Annotated in this window: 13 protein-coding genes and 1 tRNA gene; 2 read left to right on the top strand and 12 right to left on the bottom strand. The window is 68.0% G+C overall.

From position 1 onward, the window contains the following. Window positions 1-7 precede the first annotated feature (7 nt). Entirely contained in the window at window positions 8-940 is a 933-nt protein-coding gene (locus QM748_RS07925; protein ID WP_415246458.1) for a DMT family transporter, read from the bottom strand. 181 nt (window positions 941-1121) lie between these two features. Here QM748_RS07925 and QM748_RS07930 point away from each other — a divergent pair, with 181 nt between their 5' ends. Further along, the gene (locus tag QM748_RS07930; protein WP_415246459.1) at window positions 1122-2249 is read left to right on the top strand and encodes a VIT1/CCC1 transporter family protein; all 1128 of its coding nucleotides are present in this window, start codon (window positions 1122-1124) and stop codon (window positions 2247-2249) included. Between the two features lie 28 nt (window positions 2250-2277). Here the strand turns inward: QM748_RS07930 and QM748_RS07935 are convergent, their stop codons facing one another. The 11 genes from QM748_RS07935 to rlmD all read right to left on the bottom strand — a co-directional run bounded on the left by QM748_RS07935 (window position 2278) and on the right by rlmD (window position 14090). Further along, the gene (locus tag QM748_RS07935; RefSeq protein ID WP_415246460.1) at window positions 2278-3633 is read right to left on the bottom strand and encodes a di-heme oxidoredictase family protein; all 1356 of its coding nucleotides are present in this window, start codon (window positions 3631-3633) and stop codon (window positions 2278-2280) included. A gap of 17 nt (window positions 3634-3650) precedes the next feature. Continuing rightward, window positions 3651-4994, bottom strand: a complete 1344-nt coding sequence (locus tag QM748_RS07940) for an ABC transporter substrate-binding protein (RefSeq protein ID WP_415246461.1) — start codon at window positions 4992-4994, stop codon at window positions 3651-3653. Between the two features lie 30 nt (window positions 4995-5024). Next, window positions 5025-5933, bottom strand: coding sequence for an aromatic amino acid DMT transporter YddG (yddG, locus tag QM748_RS07945; RefSeq protein WP_415246462.1), 909 nt, complete (start codon window positions 5931-5933; stop codon window positions 5025-5027). 23 nt (window positions 5934-5956) lie between these two features. Beyond that, on the bottom strand, window positions 5957-6754 hold the full coding sequence (locus tag QM748_RS07950) for a GNAT family N-acetyltransferase (protein WP_415246463.1): 798 nt from the start codon (window positions 6752-6754) through the stop codon (window positions 5957-5959). A 69-nt stretch (window positions 6755-6823) separates the two neighbouring features. Beyond that, a tRNA-Ser gene (locus QM748_RS07955) sits at window positions 6824-6913 on the bottom strand. 51 nt (window positions 6914-6964) lie between these two features. Next, window positions 6965-8296: a cytochrome P450 gene (locus QM748_RS07960; protein ID WP_415246464.1), complete on the bottom strand. Its 1332-nt coding sequence runs from the start codon at window positions 8294-8296 to the stop codon at window positions 6965-6967. Beyond that, entirely contained in the window at window positions 8293-9309 is a 1017-nt protein-coding gene (gene bioB, locus QM748_RS07965; RefSeq protein ID WP_415246465.1) for a biotin synthase BioB, read from the bottom strand. Before bioB ends, QM748_RS07960 begins: the two co-directional genes overlap by 4 nt. After that, entirely contained in the window at window positions 9306-10040 is a 735-nt protein-coding gene (bioD, locus tag QM748_RS07970; RefSeq protein WP_415246466.1) for a dethiobiotin synthase, read from the bottom strand. Before bioD ends, bioB begins: the two co-directional genes overlap by 4 nt. Then, a complete protein-coding gene (gene bioF / locus QM748_RS07975; RefSeq protein ID WP_415246467.1) occupies window positions 10037-11275 on the bottom strand; it encodes an 8-amino-7-oxononanoate synthase in 1239 nt (412 codons plus the stop codon). Before bioF ends, bioD begins: the two co-directional genes overlap by 4 nt. Beyond that, window positions 11241-12710, bottom strand: coding sequence for an adenosylmethionine--8-amino-7-oxononanoate transaminase (gene bioA / locus QM748_RS07980; protein WP_415246468.1), 1470 nt, complete (start codon window positions 12708-12710; stop codon window positions 11241-11243). The genes bioF and bioA overlap by 35 nt, the downstream gene beginning before the upstream one ends. Before the next feature lie 69 nt (window positions 12711-12779). Continuing rightward, entirely contained in the window at window positions 12780-14090 is a 1311-nt protein-coding gene (gene rlmD / locus QM748_RS07985) for a 23S rRNA (uracil(1939)-C(5))-methyltransferase RlmD (protein ID WP_415246469.1), read from the bottom strand. Window positions 14091-14255: 165 nt separating this feature from the next. Here rlmD and QM748_RS07990 point away from each other — a divergent pair, with 165 nt between their 5' ends. Further along, a complete protein-coding gene (locus tag QM748_RS07990; RefSeq protein WP_415246470.1) occupies window positions 14256-15422 on the top strand; it encodes a JmjC domain-containing protein in 1167 nt (388 codons plus the stop codon). Window positions 15423-15575: the final 153 nt, after the last annotated feature.

Here is a 15575-nt window from a genome sequence, read left to right on the forward strand (position 1 = left end):
GCCAGCATCACTGCCCTCGCAGCCAGCGAGTCGGCAGCGTGGCGAGCAGCATCCCCAATATGGCGATGCCGAGTGCAAGCAACTGGGTGCCGTCGAGCGTTTCACCCAGCGCCAGCACGCCGACCAGGGCGGCGGAAATCGGCAGCATCACGGTGAAGACACCGCTCTGCGCGGCGGGAATGGTCTTCAGCCCGGTCATCCACAGCCACACCGTCCACATGCAGGCGGCCAGCGCGTAGAACAGCAGCAGCACCCAGACATCGGCCGTGACGGCACCGAAGTCGAAACCCAGTGCAAGGTAGAGGCCGAAAGGCGTCGTCAGCACGAAGCCCCACAGGTTGATCAGGGAAGTGATGCGCTTGGCGCTGAGCTTGCCGGTGAGCTTCTTGCCGATCACCGCGTAGGAGGCTTCGCAGACCACCGCCGCCAGCAGCAAGGCCTTGCCCAGCAGCGCACGTCCGCCGCCGTCCTCGCTTGCTGCCGCGCCGGCTTCACCGCCATGCCCGGCCACCGCCAGCAAGGCAATCCCCAGCACCGCGCAGCCGATCGCCAGCCAGGTGCGCAAGCCGATGCGCTCTTTGAGGAAGCTCCAGCTCATCAGCGCGATGACGGCGGGGATCGAGGCCATCACCACGCCGGCGGTCAGCGCATTGGTCAGGCTGACGCCAGTGATCATGCAGATGGTGAACAGGAAGTTGCCGAGGAAGGATTCCAGGAACAGCAGACGGCGGGTCTGAGCGCTCATCGGCTCCTCATCGACCGGGCGCTTCAGCCAGCCCAGCATCGCGACCCCGCCGATGCCGAAGCGCAGCCAGGCCAGCAGCAGAACCGGAAACGTCGCCGCCAGCGGCTTGCTCAGCGCGACGTAGCTGCCGACGAGCGCCATGCTCGATGCCAGGCAGAGCATGGCGACGGGGCGGGATGCAGTAATCGAGGACATGAAGGATGATGAAGATGCCGGAGCAAAGCAGGCCCGGCAGGCAAAGGCAGCATTCTGCCATCACGGTCCCAGCCACGGCAGCACCCTGCCCCCGGCCCGCTCGGTCCTCCGGGCAGTCGCGCAGGCATGCCGCAGTGATGCATCATGTGTCGGACAAGGTGTCAGCAAGGAGCAGCAAACGATGGCAGGCAGACAGGACGTGGCGCGCTTCATCACCAATTACCGGGATGAGATGGACGGCGCGGCCCTGTACCGGGCGATGGCGGACGCCGAACCCAAGGCGGAGATTGCCGAAGTTTATCGGCGGTTGGCGCGGGTCGAGGAAACCCACGCCGAATTCTGGCGGCGGCGGATCGAACAAGCCGGCGGCCAGGTGCCCAGAGGCCTCGGCTGGCGCACGCGGCTGCTGATCTGGGCCAGCCGCCAGTTCGGCGCGCAGAGCGTGCTGCCACTGGTGGCCGACGACGAAGCGCGCAACCGCACGGTGTACGACAGGCAGCAGGAAGCGGCCGGCACTTCGCTGCCGGCGCAGGAACGCTCGCACGCACGCATGCTGTCGCTGCTGGCCAGCCGTTCCGGCCGCGGCTGGAACGGTGCGGTCTATTCGCGCCTGGAAGGCCGCCACGGCGCGGGCGCCGCCAACAACCTGCGGGCGATGGTGCTCGGCGCCAACGACGGCCTGGTATCGACCTTCTGCCTGCTGATGGGCGTGGCCGGCTCGGCCGCCAGCGTGCAGACCCTGCTCGCCACCGCGCTCGCCGGCACGCTGGCCGGCGCCTGTTCGATGGCGATGGGCGAATGGATCTCGGTCCAGAGCGCGCGCGAACTGCAGGAAAGGCAGATCGCCAGCGAAGCCGAAGAGCTGGCCGAAGTCCCCGCCGAGGAGCAGGAAGAACTGACGCTGATCTACCAGGCCAAGGGATTCAGCGCCGAGGAAGCAGCCCAGATCGCCGAACGGGTGATCAAGGACAAGGATTCGGCGCTGGAGACCCTGGTGCGCGAGGAGCTGGGCATCAACCCGGACGACCTCGGCGGCTCGCCGATGGCCGCCGCGGTCTCGTCCTTCCTGGTGTTCATCGTCGGCGCCCTGATCCCGGCGCTGCCGATGTTCCTGGTCAGCGACGACAATCTGGTGCTCGCCAGCCTGATCGCCTCGGCCACCGGCCTGTTCGCGCTGGGCGCGGCAATCGCAGTGTTCACCGGCAAGTACCCGCTGCTCTCCGGCCTGCGCCAGTTGGCGATCGGCCTGGCTGCGGCCGGCGTCACCTTCGGCATCGGCCACCTGTTCGGCGTCGCGGTGGGCGGCTGAGCACGATCCCGCTTCAGCCGCCTTTGCGCTACAGCGAACGCAGGAAGCTCAACAGGGCTTCCCGCTCGCTCCTCGACAGCGCCCTCACCACCTCCCTCGCGGAGGCCGCCTCGCCGCCGTGCCACAGGATCGCCTCCAGCAGGCTGCGGGCGCGGCCGTCGTGCAGGTATACCGCGCCGTCGCCGACGGTCTCGGCCAGGCCGATGCCCCACAGCGGCGCAGTGCGCCAGTGCCGCGGCCCGGCCTCGTAATCCGGCCGGCCATCGGCGAGTTCTTCGCCCATGTCGTGCAGCAGCAGATCGGTGTAGGGCTGGATGGTCTGCCCTGCAAGCGCGGGGAACGCCGGGAAGGGGCCGGTCTGCAGCTCAGGCACATGGCAGCCCGCGCAACCGGCTTCGGCGAACACCTGCTCGCCCCGTCGCACTTCGGGATCGGCGGCATCGCGGCGCGCTGGCACGCCCAGCGCGAAGTGATAGGCCGTCATCGCGTCAAGCGAGGCGGTGGACACTTCGGGATGTTCGGCGCTCACTGCCGCGCATTCCGCCTGCACCGGCGGGCAGTCATGGCGGGGAAACACGTCGCTGGTGATGCCCATGTCGCCGATCAGGGCCGCGGCGATCTGCTGGCGCACCGTGGGCTGATTGGCTTTCCAGCCAAAACGGCCCAGCACGGTCCGGCCGGCCCGTTGGTCGAACACCCGATTCGGCATCCCGGCCACGCCAGCGCCGGCTGCGCGCTGCGTCTCGGCGAGGGCAAGAATGTCGGCTTCCGGCACCGCTTCCAGCAGCCCCATGCCGACCAGCGGCGAAGCGATCCGCAGCGAGTGCATCGTTTCAGGATGCAGCGGCCCGAACGCCAGCTTGCGGAAATGCAGCACCGGCCGGCGCAGCTCCACCTGCTCGCCGTCGGCCAGCGTTTCGACATGCGTTTCCCAGCTCAGCGCGGCCACGCCTTCGCCGGGCACGCCCGGCACGCCGAACTCGTTGAATTGCTCACCATACGAGGGCTCGGGCTTCGGCCCGCCATGCACGCCGCGGCCACGGATCGACAGCCGCACGAGCATCGAGCGCATCGGCTCGAGTTCCGACGGCGGCGGCTCGCCCCGGCCGTTGCGCGGATGGCAGGACAGGCACGACGGCCGGTTGTAGGTCGGCCCCAGGCCGATCGCCAGCGGGTCGTCCGAGGGTGCGATCACCCAGGTCTGGCGCACCAGCCGCCGGCCGGACGACACCGCCGGCCAGACGGTTTCCGGCACCTGCGGCCACTGGATGTGCTCGAAGGCCTCCCGCCCGCGCTCATCGCTCGTCATCGAACCGCCGGCCGAAGGCGACGCGACCACGGAGGGCACGCAGAGCGCCGCGGCCGCCACGACTGCCACCGTCATGACGGCCGGGCACTGCCTCACTGTTGCACCTGGGCGAGCAGCTCCCGTGCCTGGGCAATGCGCTTGCGGGCGTCGTCCGTCCAGACCGCGATCAGCGCAGCACGCTCCGCGGTACTGTCGGGCGACGAGAACAGCGTGCGCAGTTCCGCATCGGCCTGGCCCACGGCATCCACCGGCACGCTCTCCAGCAGACGGCGGGCCTCGCCGACCCAGGCGTCATTTGAACCTTGCCGCTCGGCCGCGCGCAAGGCCTGCCATGCGTCGCGCAGCGCCTCATGGGGCGCCGTCAGCACGGCATCGAACAGCTCGGCGACAAGCCCCCTGCGCTTTTCGGTCAGCACGCTGTCGTAGGCCAGCGCATCGGTCGCGAACGGCTTTGCCGTGGTCCCGGGGTGTCCCTCGTAGGACGAAGCGCGCACCGGGAGACGGCGCACGTCGGCATGCCAGAGCAAGTCCTGCCCGGCGGGCGACAGCACGAAATCGACGAAGCGGCGTGCCGCCTCCGGATGCGGCGCCTCCGCCATGATGGCGACGTGCGCCGGACTGTAGGCGGTCTTGGGCGGATAGACGAAGCTCACCGCCTCGCCCGAGTTGCGGGCAAAGAAATCGATCGACATGCGGGCGGCGATGCGCCCCATGGACAAGGGGTCCGGCCCGTCGGCCAGCACGCTGCCCAGTTGCGCGTTGCCCGCGATGGCGCTCAGCAGGGCCCAGCCGCGCTCCCAGCCCTGGGCCTGCAGTACCGCTTCGATCAGCGAGGAGGCAAAGCCGGTGCGCGCCGGCGTTGGCAGCTGCACTTTACCGGCATACGCCGGAACGGCCAGGTCAGCCCAGTCCCTCGGCGGCTCCAGCCCGAGGGACTGCACGGCTTCGCGGTGATAGGCAATGCCGAAACCGGCCAGTTCGAATGCAGCGAAATGATCGTCCGGATCACCCAGCGGCACGCCGCCGACCATGCCCGGCAGATCAGGGTCGTCCAGTTCCAGCTTCGCCAGACGCCCTTCGTCGCGCAACTGGACGAAGTTGCCCGGCGACGGCGTCCAGTACACATCGACCTCTCGGTAGCCCCCCTCGCGCAGATAGGCCAGCCCGTCGCGCGACTGCCGCCACAACAGCTCCACCCGCATGCCTGGATTGGCCGCCTCGAAGGCGCGCTCGAACTTGACCGTGAGGGCCTCGGGATAACTCGTCAGCACGACGACACGATCGTCGGCCTGGGCATTCGTGAACAGACCGGCGGCAGCCAGCGCCACGGCAGCCGCACGGATCAGGCGGCGCAGCATGTGCTTCAATTTCGGCAGCATCATTTTCCTTTTGTGATCGAACAGCGCCAGCATCCGGCGCTGTTCCGGTATGTCCATGGAAAATCGTGAGGACTGAAGCAGGCCCCGTCAACTTCCGGTCTTGCTGCGCGTCGCCAGCCAGCACAGGATCGAGCCGGTACAGACCATCGCCGCGCCCTGCCAGAAGGCGAACGAAAGCGGCGCGCTGAGCAGCGCGGCGGCAAGCGCGGCGGAAAGCACCGGGATGAAATAGGACGCGCCGGCCAGGATCGTCACGTTGCCGTGCAGGATGCCGACGTTCCAGGCCGCATAGCCGAAGCCCATCGCACACGCGGCCAGCACGAGATAGATGATCGAGCGCAGGTTGAAATCCATCTCGCCGCCGCCCATTAGCAGGTATTTGACCCACAGCACGACCGCGACGAGGATGAAGAACAGCGTCACGCAGTTGTGCCCCTGGGCGATGCGCGCGGTCACGGTGCAGTAGGCGGCCCAGATCACCGCGCCCGAAAAGGCCAGCCCATAGCTCAGCGGGTTGTCCTGGACGTTGGCGATCATGCTGGCGATGTCCAGCCCCTGGTCGCCGCCCCCTTGGTCTCCACCCAATACCCAGCAGATGCCCGCCATCGACAGCAGGAAACCCGGCACCACCAGGAAGTTCGCCTTCTGCTTGTTGAACAGGATCGCCGACATCAGCGTGAAGGTCGGCCACAGGTAGTTGACCATGCCGACTTCGATGGCCTGCCGGCCGGTGTTGGCATAGCCGATGGACAGCGCGAGGCACAGCTCGTAGGACACGAACAGCAGGCTGCCCCACAACAGGTATTTCGGCGGCACCTTGCTCAGCTTGGTGAAGCCGACGCTGAAGACCAGGAACACCGCCGCGACGGTATAGATCAGCGCCGCGCCGCCGGTGGCGCCGAAGCTCTCGCTAACGCCGCGGATCAGGCCCACGATCGACGCCCACAACAGGATCGCGATGAAGCCGATGAGCGTTGCCTTGTTCTTGTTCTGCACGAACGTCCGAGAACCTGTCCGAATCATAAATCCATGGCCAGCATGACCAAGTCGTCCCTGATCTCCTTGCCGCCCGTCGTCCGGATACGCATTCCCGGCACAAGTCTGTGGACGACCTTGAAGCCGAGCTTCTGGTAAAAGGCGGCAGCGGTCTGTGTGCCAAGGTGAACGGTCGATACGCCCTGATCCCGCAAGAAGCGGAAAAGCTCCTCGGCAAGGAAGGTTCCCGTTCCCCTCGCTGCCTCGGCCGCGACCGTCATCGTCGCAAGATAGGCATAGCGCCTGCCGCCGCGATCATGGATGGAGCCACAAGCCCCGCCGTGGAGGCGGCCCTGGCTGTCCGTCAGCTTCAATATGAATGCGGGCCTTATCTTTTCGTCCGCCTCGTTCACAGCTTCGACATAGAGCGTAAGGCCTCTTTCCGTTGGCATCGGATCGAACGTGAAAGCATAGGTGTGATCCGGCCCGGCAGGCATGTCGATGAGAATGGGATTGAAGCCCGCCGCCACGAGAGACGGTCCGACGAGGTCGCCAAAGGTCGTCAGCACCACAATACGAGCAAGCGCACGTCCTGCCGAGGCCAGGCTATCGGCTTGAGCTGCGATATACCGCGCGGCCTCGCCGATGAACCCCTTGTCCGATCGGTCCGAGATGTCCGGATAGTGGATCACAACGGAGGGGTGGACTCCGAACTCGGCCTCGCGCCGAAGAAACAGCTCGAAGATCGCAGCGGCTTCATCCTGCATCCTTTGCGGCGATACGTCGGCCAGGGTCAGTCGGTCGAACCGCAAGTCGAAATTCTCGACGTCCACATTGTGCATTCCAGCTTTTCCTGGATTTTGTCTTCGCGTGGAAGGCCGTGTCACCGATTCGTGGGGCAATCGGCAGTCTGGCGGAGGCGGTGAGATTCGAACTCACGAGGGGCGTAAACCCCTGACGGTTTTCAAGACCGTTGCATTCAACCGCTCTGCCACGCCTCCGCAAGAGCGCGCGATTATAGCACCGGGCTGACGGTGCGCCGTTTCAACTCGTCACATGACCGGCATGCTTGCCTCGGGCCTCGGCTGGCAGCTCTCCTGCACCCCAGCCCCCTTCCCTGTGCCGACGCACCGCACCGGCAGCCGCAGCAGCCCGCGCAGCGCGGCATTGCCATTCCACCGCGGCTCGGCATCGGTCAGCCGCAAACCGGGCCAGCGGCGCATCAACGCGCGCAGCGTGATGTCGGCTTCGAGCATCGACAGGCCGGCGCCAATGCAGACGTGCGGGCCGCTGCCGAAGGCGAGATGGCTGCCTTCGCCGCGGGCGATGTCGAAGCGTTCGGGCTCGGAGTAACGCGCCGGGTCGCGGTTGGCCGAGCCGATCAGGGCGATGACCAGCTCACCACGGCGCAGGGTATGGCCGTGCATCTCGATTTCGCGGCTGACGCGGCGGCCGGTGTATTGCACCGGGCTGTCGTAACGCAGGATTTCGCGTACCGCTGCGTTCATGCCGTCCGGCTGCGCGCACAGCGCCTGCCATTGGCCGGGATGCGACAGCAGCGTGAACAAGCCATTGCCGAGCAGGTTGCGAGTCGTTTCGTGGCCGGCGAACAGCAGCATCGCGCATTGCGCGAGCAGTTCGCCATCAGCCCGCACCAGGCCCTGCTGCTCGGCCTGCACCAGACGGCTGACGAGATCGATGCCGGGCTTGCGGCGGCGGGTTTCGATCAGGGCGTCGAAATAGCGCACCAGTTGCATCAGGCTGCGCTGGGCGTGCTGCAGTTGTTCCATGTCGGGCCGGACGGCGCCGATGAAGACCGCCAATTCTTCCGACCAGGCGATGAATTGCGCTTCGTCGGCACGGCTGATGCCGAGCATCAGGCCGATGACACGCGAAGGCAGCGGCCTGGCGACCATTTCGATGAAGTCGAAGCCCTGCTCGCCGTCCAGGCCATCGAGGATCTCGTCGGCCAGGCGCTCGATCTCGGGTGCAAGGTCGCGGATCGTCGCCGGATGAAATCCACCCAGCATGGCCCTGCGCAGCCGGGTGTGATCGGGGGCGTCGAGGAACACCATTGCCCGCGAGAACAGGCGCTGGAAGCGATCCAGGCCGCCTTTGCTCCGGGCCGCCGCATAGCCTCCGCCATGCGCCGCGTCCAGCCCTTCCGTGCGCTTCACCCAGCCGCCGGTGCGCTGCGACGAGAAACGCTGGTCGCGCAGCACGCGCTCGACGTCCTCGTGCCGCGTCACCAGCCACGCACCCTGGAAGAAATCCTCGCACCAGTGCAGCGGCCCGGCCTCACGCAGGGCGCGGTAAGCAGGATAGGGGTCGCGCAGGAAGCCGGCATCGAAGGCCGGCAGGCCGGCGTTGGCCGCCGTGTTCATGCGGCGCCCTGCCCCTCGATGCGCATGTCGAGCCGGTCGAGCAGGCTGCGGTCGCGGCCTGTGCCGGGGTTGGGCGTGGTCAGCAGGTGGTCACCGTAGAAGATGGAGTTGGCGCCCGCCATCAGGCACAGCGCCTGCAGGGCTTCGTCCATTTCCTGGCGCCCGGCCGACAGGCGGACGTAGCTGGCCGGCATCGTGATGCGCGCCACCGCGATGGTGCGCACGAACTCGAAGGGGTCGATCGGATCGACGTCGGCCAGCGGCGTGCCGGGGATCGGCACGAGGTTGTTGATCGGCACCGATTCGGGCGGCGGCTCGAGGTTGGCGAGCTGGGCGATCAGCCCGGCTCGGTGGGCGCGGGTCTCGCCCATGCCGACGATGCCGCCGCTGCAGACGTTGATGCCGGCGGCGCGCACGTTGCCGAGAGTGTCGAGACGGTCCTGGTAGGTACGGGTGCCGATGACCTTGCCGTAGTACTCCGGCGCGGTGTCGAGGTTGTGGTTGTAGTAGTCGAGGCCGGCATCCTTCAGCGAATGGGCCTGGCCTTCGTCCAGCATGCCGAGCGTCATGCAGGTCTCGAGGCCGAGCGCCTTCACTTCGCGCACCATCGTCGTCACCCGCTCCATATCGCGCGGCTTGGGCGAGCGCCAGGCCGCGCCCATGCAGAAGCGGCTGGCGCCCTGGGCCTTGGCGGCGCGGGCGGCTTCCAGCACCTCATCGACCGGCATCAGCTTCTCGGCCTTCAGGCCGGTGTCGAAGTGGGCGGACTGCGAGCAGTAGCCGCAGTCCTCGGCGCAGCCGCCGGTCTTGATCGACAGCAGCGTCGACAGCTGGATCTCGCTCGGGTCGAAATGCTGGCGATGGACCTGCTGGGCACGGAACACCAGTTCCATGAAAGGCAGTGCGAACAGGGCTTCGACCTCTTCGACGCGCCAGGCGCCTGTGGCCGCCGGGGCGGGCTGGGGTGCGGTACGGCGCAGGGCGTCGGGCGACACGGTGGCGACAGTGGTCATGGGTTCTCCTTGAGAGCGGAATCGGAATCGAACAATCGGTGCAGCGCAGGCACGTTCAGATAAGGGGCGATGGCTTCGGGCGTCGCTGCCGGCAGGCGCGGCACCAGGCCCAGGCAAGGCGCGCTGCCCAGGCCGACGGCCAGCGCATCGAGCGTCGCGGATACCTGGGCCATCGCCGGGTTGACGGTGTTGGCCACCCAGCCGCACAGCCGCAGCCCGCGCGCGCGAATGGCTTCGGCAGTGAGCAAAGCATGGTTGATGACACCCAGACGCAGGCCAACCACCATCAGCACCGGCAGATCGAGGTCACGCGCCAGGTCGGCGCTGTCCCAGCCGCCGACGGCATCAAAAGGCACGCGGAAACCGCCCACGCCTTCCACCACCACCCGGTCGCAGCGCGCAGCCGCAGCCTGGATGGCCGCCAGTATACGGCCGCGATCGATGTTGCGGTCTTCGAGTGCGGCAGCGACGTGCGGCGCGCAGGCGGCGTCGAACTGGTAGGGCGCGATCTCATCGGCGCTCAGCGCCACGCTGCTCACGGCACGCAGCGCATGGACGTCCTCGTTGATGGACTCGCCGTCGATCTGGCTGGTGCCGGCGGCGACCGGCTTCAGCCCGGCGACACGCAGCCCGGTTCTGCCGAGCAGGCCGACGATGGCGGCGGCGATGGTGGTCTTGCCGATCTCGGTGTCGGTGCCGGTGATGAAGATGCCTTGCACGGGCGGGTTCATGGGGTGGCTCCTTGGGCGACAGGGCACATTGCCAGCGCGCTTGCAAGGGCCTCGCACAGCCGCTCGACGTCGTCCGGCGTATGCGCCGCGCTCAGCGTGATGCGCAGCCGCGCGGTATTGGCCGGCACCGTGGGCGGGCGGATGGCCGGCACCCACAGCCCGGCGGCGTCGAGCGCCGAAGCCAGTGCCAGTGCGGCGGCGTTGTCACCGACGATCAGCGGCTGGATCGGCGTGGCGGAATCGGCCAGTAACCAGCCGCGACCGGGATGGCGGGCGATCAGGGCGGACAGGCGCTCGCGCAGCGTGGTCGTCAGCGTGGCGAGCCGTTGCCGCCGCGCGGCGCCCTCCTCACCCGCGATCAGCTTCAGGCTGGCGCTCAGCGCGTGGGCCAGCGCAGGCGGCATCGCGGTGGTGTAGATGTAGCTGCGGCCGCCCTGCACCAGCGCATCGACGACCGCCGGATGGGCGGCGACGAAAGCGCCCGCCACGCCGGCGGCCTTGCCGAGCGTGCCCATGTAGATCAGGCGCTCGCTGCGCAGGCCGAAATGCGCCAGCGCGCCCTCGCCGTTCGGACCGAGCACGCCGAAACCGTGGGCGTCGTCGATGATCAGCCAGGCGTCGTGGCATTCGGCCAATGCCAGCAGTTCGGGCAGCGGCGCGACGTCGCCGTCCATGCTGAACACCGCGTCGGTGACGATCAGCCGGATCGGCTGCTCGCAGTCGCACAGCATGGCATCGAGCAGATCGAGGCGGCCATGCGGATAACGCCGCATCCTTGCCGCCGCGAGCAGGCCGCCATCGACCAGCGATGCGTGATTGAGCTTGTCGGCGAAGATCGCCGCCTGCTCGGCGCCGAGCGTAGTCAACAGCGCCAGGTTGGCCATGAAGCCGCTGCAGAACAGCAGCGCCGCCGCATCCGGCACCCAGGGCGACAGCAGTTGCGCCAGTTCGCCTTCGAGCCGGGCGTGGGCCTGGCTGTGGCCGGTGACCAGGTGCGAAGCGCCGCTGCCCGCGCCCCAGCGTTGCGCGCCTTCGGCCAGCGCGGCGGAGATGTCCGGGTGGCTGGCGAGGCCGAGGTAGTCGTTGCTGCCGAAGTTCAGCAACCGGCGTACACCGCCCTCGCCGCTGTCGACGGTCTGCAAGGGCGCGCAGGGCGAGGCAGCGATTCGGCGGCGGCGCAGCAGCGCCGCGGCCTCGCGCTCAAGCCGTCGCCGGGTCAGATGCGCCAGCAGCATCGCTACTCCGGGTGGGGGTGCCGTCTGCCAGCACGTCGTCGAGCGTCGCCCGCACCCGTGCCGCCAGCCAGGCGGACAGATCGTCGTCGAGCACGTAGGGCGGCATCAGGTACACCGTGCGGCCGATCGGCCGGATCAGCAGTTCGTGGCGGCGCCCGGCGAGATGGAAACGTTCAGCGAAGCGCTCGCCGGCCCATTCTTCACCCACGTCGAAAGCCCAGATCATGCCGCGCCGGCGCAGGTGCTCGATGCGCGGATCCTCGGCCAGCGGCGCCAGCGCAGCCGTCAGCGCCTCGGCGCTGGCCCGGTTGCGGACCAGCACGTCTTCCTGCGCGAAGCGGTCGAGCACCGCCAGCGCCGCGCGGCAGGCGAGCGCGTTGCCGGTGTAGGAATGCGAGTGCAGGAAGCCGCGCGCGACCTCGTCGTCGAGGAAGGCTTCGTAGACCTCGTTCCGGCTCAGCACCAGCGACAGCGGCAGGTAGCCGCCGCTGATGCCTTTCGACAGGCAGATGAAGTCCGGCCACAACGGCGTCTGCCCCTCGCCCGCCGCCTGCTCGAAGGCGAAGAAGCTGCCGCTGCGGCCGCAGCCGACGGCGATCTCGTCGGCGATCAGATGGACGTCGTAGCGCTCGCACAGCGCACGCAGGCCGCGCAGGTAGGCCGGGTCGTACATCGCCATGCCGGCGGCGCACTGCACCAGCGGCTCGACGATGAAGGCGGCGATGTGTTCGTGGCGGGCTTCGAACAAGGCACGCACCTCGTCCAGCGCACGTTCGGCGACGTCGGCGGCGGTCTCGCCTGGGCCGGCCTGGCGGGCATCAGGCGAGGCAACGATGTGGGACCGCAGCAGCAGCGGCGCATAGGCGTCGCGGAACACCGTGACGTCGGTCACCGCCAGCGCGCCCAGGGTCTCGCCGTGGTAGCCGTGACGTACGCAGACGAATTCGCGCTTGCTGTCGCGGCCGCGGTTGCGCCAGCAGTGAAAGCTCATCTTCAGCGCGATCTCGACCGCCGAGGCGCCGTCGCTGGCAAAGAAGACGTGGCCGAGCACGCCGCCGGTCAGCGCCGACAGGCGCTCGGCCAGCTCCACCGCCGGCGCATGGGTGCAGCCGGCCAGCATCACGTGCGGCAAGGTTTCGAGCTGGTCGCGCAGCGCGGCGTTGATGCCCGCATCGGCGTGACCGAAGAGGTTCACCCACCACGAGCTGTTGGCGTCGAAATAGCGCCCGCCGGCGTAGTCGTACAGCCACGGCCCCTGACCGCGCGCGATCGGCAGCGGCGGCACCGCCTGCAGGCGCTGCATCTGGGTGCAGGGATGCCACACCTGGGCGATGCTGCGCCGCTGCCAGGCGGCCTGCTCGTCACGCACGGGGCCGCTACCGGAAGCAGTGCTGCCACGGGCCGGGAAATCGGGGTCGGGGGAACGGGACGCCATGCCCTCTTCGTCCATAATTATGAATCACAGGCCGTGATTGTTTCAGTTGCAGGCCAAAATGAAAAGCCTTCAGCCCTGTTCGCCCAGCTCGAAAAGCGCAATCGATTCGACATGCGAGGTCTGCGGGAACATGTTGGCGATGCCGGCACCGCGCAGCACATAGCCCTTTTCATGTACCAGCACCGCCGCGTCGCGCGCCAGCGTGGCCGGGCTGCATGACACGTACACGATGCGCGGCGGGCGCTGCAGCGGGCTGACCGCCTTGACCACCGCGATCGCGCCTTCGCGCGGCGGGTCGATCAGCAGTTTGTCGAGCGGCCCGAGCGCCGCGAGGCTGTCCTCGGTGGCCTCGAACAGGTTGGCGGCATGGAATTCGCAGCGTTCCGCCAGGCCGTTGGCCGCGGCATTGGCCCGGGCGCGCTCGACCAGCGCCTCGCTGCCCTCCACCCCCACCATCGTCGCGCCGCGGCGCGCGATCGGCAGGCTGAAGTTGCCCAGGCCGCAGAACAGATCGGCGATGCGCTCGCCCCGCTGCGGATCGAGCAGTTGCATCGCGCGCCGGATCAGCAGGCGGTTGATGTGTACATTGACCTGGGTGAAATCGGTGGGGCGGAAATCCATCCGCACGTCGAACTCGGGCAGGGTATAGGCCAAGCCGGCGCCGCCCTGCGGGTGCAGCGGCGCGGCGGTGTCCGGGCCGCCGGGCTGCGCCCAGGCCTGGATGCCGTGGGCATCGGCGAACGCGGCCAGCGCACGCCGGTCGCCCTCGCTGAAGGGCAGCAGGTGGCGGAACACGAAGGCAGTCGCGGTATCGCTGACGGCGATCTCGATCTGCGGCACACGGTCGGCGATCGACAGTCTGGCGATCAGGCGGTGTAGTTCCGGCACCAGCGCGGAAATCGCCGGTGGCAGCACCGGACAGGACTGCATGTCGGCGATGTGGCTCGAACGCTTCTGGTGGAAGCCGACCAGCACCCCGCCCTTGCTCGGCACCACGCGCACGGTCAGCCGCGCACGATAGCGGTAGCCCCAGGCCGGACCGTGGATGGCCGGGTAAATGACCTCGGGCTCGACCTTGCCGATGTGCCACAGCGCGTCTTCCAGGATGCGCTGCTTAGCCGCGGCCTGCGCCACCGGATCGAGATGCTGCATCGAACAGCCGCCGCAGGTGCCGAAATGTATACAGCGCGGCTCGACCCGCTGCGCGCTCGCCTTCAACACCCGCGCCGTTTCGGCCTGGGCATAGCGCGGCCGCTCGCGCAATACCGTGTATTCCACCTGCTCGCCGGGCAGCGCGCCTTCGATGAAGACGGCCTTGCCGTCGACATGCGCGATGCCACGGCCTTCGTGATCCAGCGATTCGATGACTGCTGCCGACATGGGGATTCCGCCAAGAAAAGTGGCGCGATTCTACCGCGTCCGGCCCCCCGCTTCCTGCGCCTCCTGCCACCTCTGTCGCGGCCACCTCCGCAGCAGCGCCAGTACCCGGCGGCGCCCGGGCCTATAATCCGCGCCATGAATCTGCCTACTCATTTGCCAACTCATTTGCCAACCCTCGAAACCCTGCTCGGCGGCCTGTCGGCGCGCGAGTTCCTTGCCGAATACTGGCAAAAGAAACCCCTGCTGATCCGCCAGGCCGTGCCCGGCTTCCAGGGCGTGCTGGAGCGCGACGAACTGTTCGAGCTTGCCTGCGACCCCGACGTCGAATCGCGCTACATCCGCCTGCCCGCCGACGGCCTCGAAGGTGAATGGACGCTGGAGCACGGCCCGCAGAGCCGCGGCCGCCTGCGCGGCAAGAAGCAGCCCTGGACGGTGCTGGTGCAAGGCCTGAACCTGTGGGTGCCCGAAGGCGACCGCCTGCTGCACTGCTTCGACTTCATCCCGCAGGCACGGCTGGACGACCTGATGGTGAGCTACGCCGTCGATGGCGGCGGCGTCGGCCCGCACTTCGACAACTATGACGTGTTCCTGCTGCAAGGCACGGGCAAGCGCCGCTGGCAGATCGCCGACCAGGCCGACCGCACGCTGATCGAAGGCGCGCCGCTGCGCATCCTGAAGAACTTCCAGCCAACCGAAGACTGGGTGCTGGAGCCCGGCGACATGCTCTACCTGCCGCCGCACTGGGCGCACAACGGCATCGCCATCGGCGAATGCACCACCTACTCCATCGGCTTCCGCTCGCCCACCGCGCAGGAACTCGGCACCGAATTCCTCGGCTGGCTGCAGGAGCGCATCCAGCTCGACGGCATCTATGCTGACCCGGGTCTGGAACTGCAGCAGAACTCGGCAGAGATCGGCAGCCGCATGGTCGACCAGATCGAACACATGCTGTCCGGCATCCGCTGGACGCGCGCGGACATCGAGGAATTCGTCGGAACCTATCTCACCGAGCCGAAAGCCCACGTCTTCTTCGATCCGCCCGAGGAAAGCCTGAGCCGCAAGGCCTTCGAGCGCGCAGTGCGCAAGCACGGCTTCGAACTGGATGCCCGCAGCCTGCTACTGTTCTCGGCCGCGGGTTTCTACCTGAACGGCGAGTTGGTTGAATTAGGGACGGAATTCGGGGGGGAATCCGCCCCCGCGCTTGGCGACATCATCGCCCGCCTCGCCCATCGCCGCGCACTGCCGGCGGATGATTTCGCCGGCAGCCCGACCAAGTTGCTGGACTTGCTGTACGAATGGTACGAAAACGGTTTCGGCAACCCTGGCGCCTGATCCAAAGCACCGTCGTGCCATCGGTTGCCAACGACATCCCAAGCGGCGCGATACCGCAGCCAAAACGCCAGTCTCGCGGCCACCGACACGGACAGATGAACCGCGTGCTTCGCCTTGCCAAGGCAATCTGCGACGCCATGCAGTCGGGCATCC

The organism is Thauera sp., assembly GCF_047601425.1.
GTDB lineage: Bacteria > Pseudomonadota > Gammaproteobacteria > Burkholderiales > Rhodocyclaceae > Thauera.

What these genes read in the sequence shown, in the direction of transcription:
- QM748_RS07925 (WP_415246458.1), bottom strand. Translation starts at nt 940, where the DNA reads ATGTCCTCGATTACTGCATCCCGCCCCGTCGCCATGCTCTGCCTGGCA.
- QM748_RS07930 (WP_415246459.1), top strand. Translation starts at nt 1,122, where the DNA reads ATGGCAGGCAGACAGGACGTGGCGCGCTTCATCACCAATTACCGGGAT.
- QM748_RS07935 (WP_415246460.1), bottom strand. Translation starts at nt 3,633, where the DNA reads ATGACGGTGGCAGTCGTGGCGGCCGCGGCGCTCTGCGTGCCCTCCGTG.
- QM748_RS07940 (WP_415246461.1), bottom strand. Translation starts at nt 4,994, where the DNA reads ATGGACATACCGGAACAGCGCCGGATGCTGGCGCTGTTCGATCACAAA.
- QM748_RS07950 (WP_415246463.1), bottom strand. Translation starts at nt 6,754, where the DNA reads ATGCACAATGTGGACGTCGAGAATTTCGACTTGCGGTTCGACCGACTG.
- QM748_RS07960 (WP_415246464.1), bottom strand. Translation starts at nt 8,296, where the DNA reads ATGAACACGGCGGCCAACGCCGGCCTGCCGGCCTTCGATGCCGGCTTC.
- bioB (WP_415246465.1), bottom strand. Translation starts at nt 9,309, where the DNA reads ATGACCACTGTCGCCACCGTGTCGCCCGACGCCCTGCGCCGTACCGCA.
- bioD (WP_415246466.1), bottom strand. Translation starts at nt 10,040, where the DNA reads ATGAACCCGCCCGTGCAAGGCATCTTCATCACCGGCACCGACACCGAG.
- bioF (WP_415246467.1), bottom strand. Translation starts at nt 11,275, where the DNA reads ATGCTGCTGGCGCATCTGACCCGGCGACGGCTTGAGCGCGAGGCCGCG.
- bioA (WP_415246468.1), bottom strand. Translation starts at nt 12,710, where the DNA reads ATGGCGTCCCGTTCCCCCGACCCCGATTTCCCGGCCCGTGGCAGCACT.
- rlmD (WP_415246469.1), bottom strand. Translation starts at nt 14,090, where the DNA reads ATGTCGGCAGCAGTCATCGAATCGCTGGATCACGAAGGCCGTGGCATC.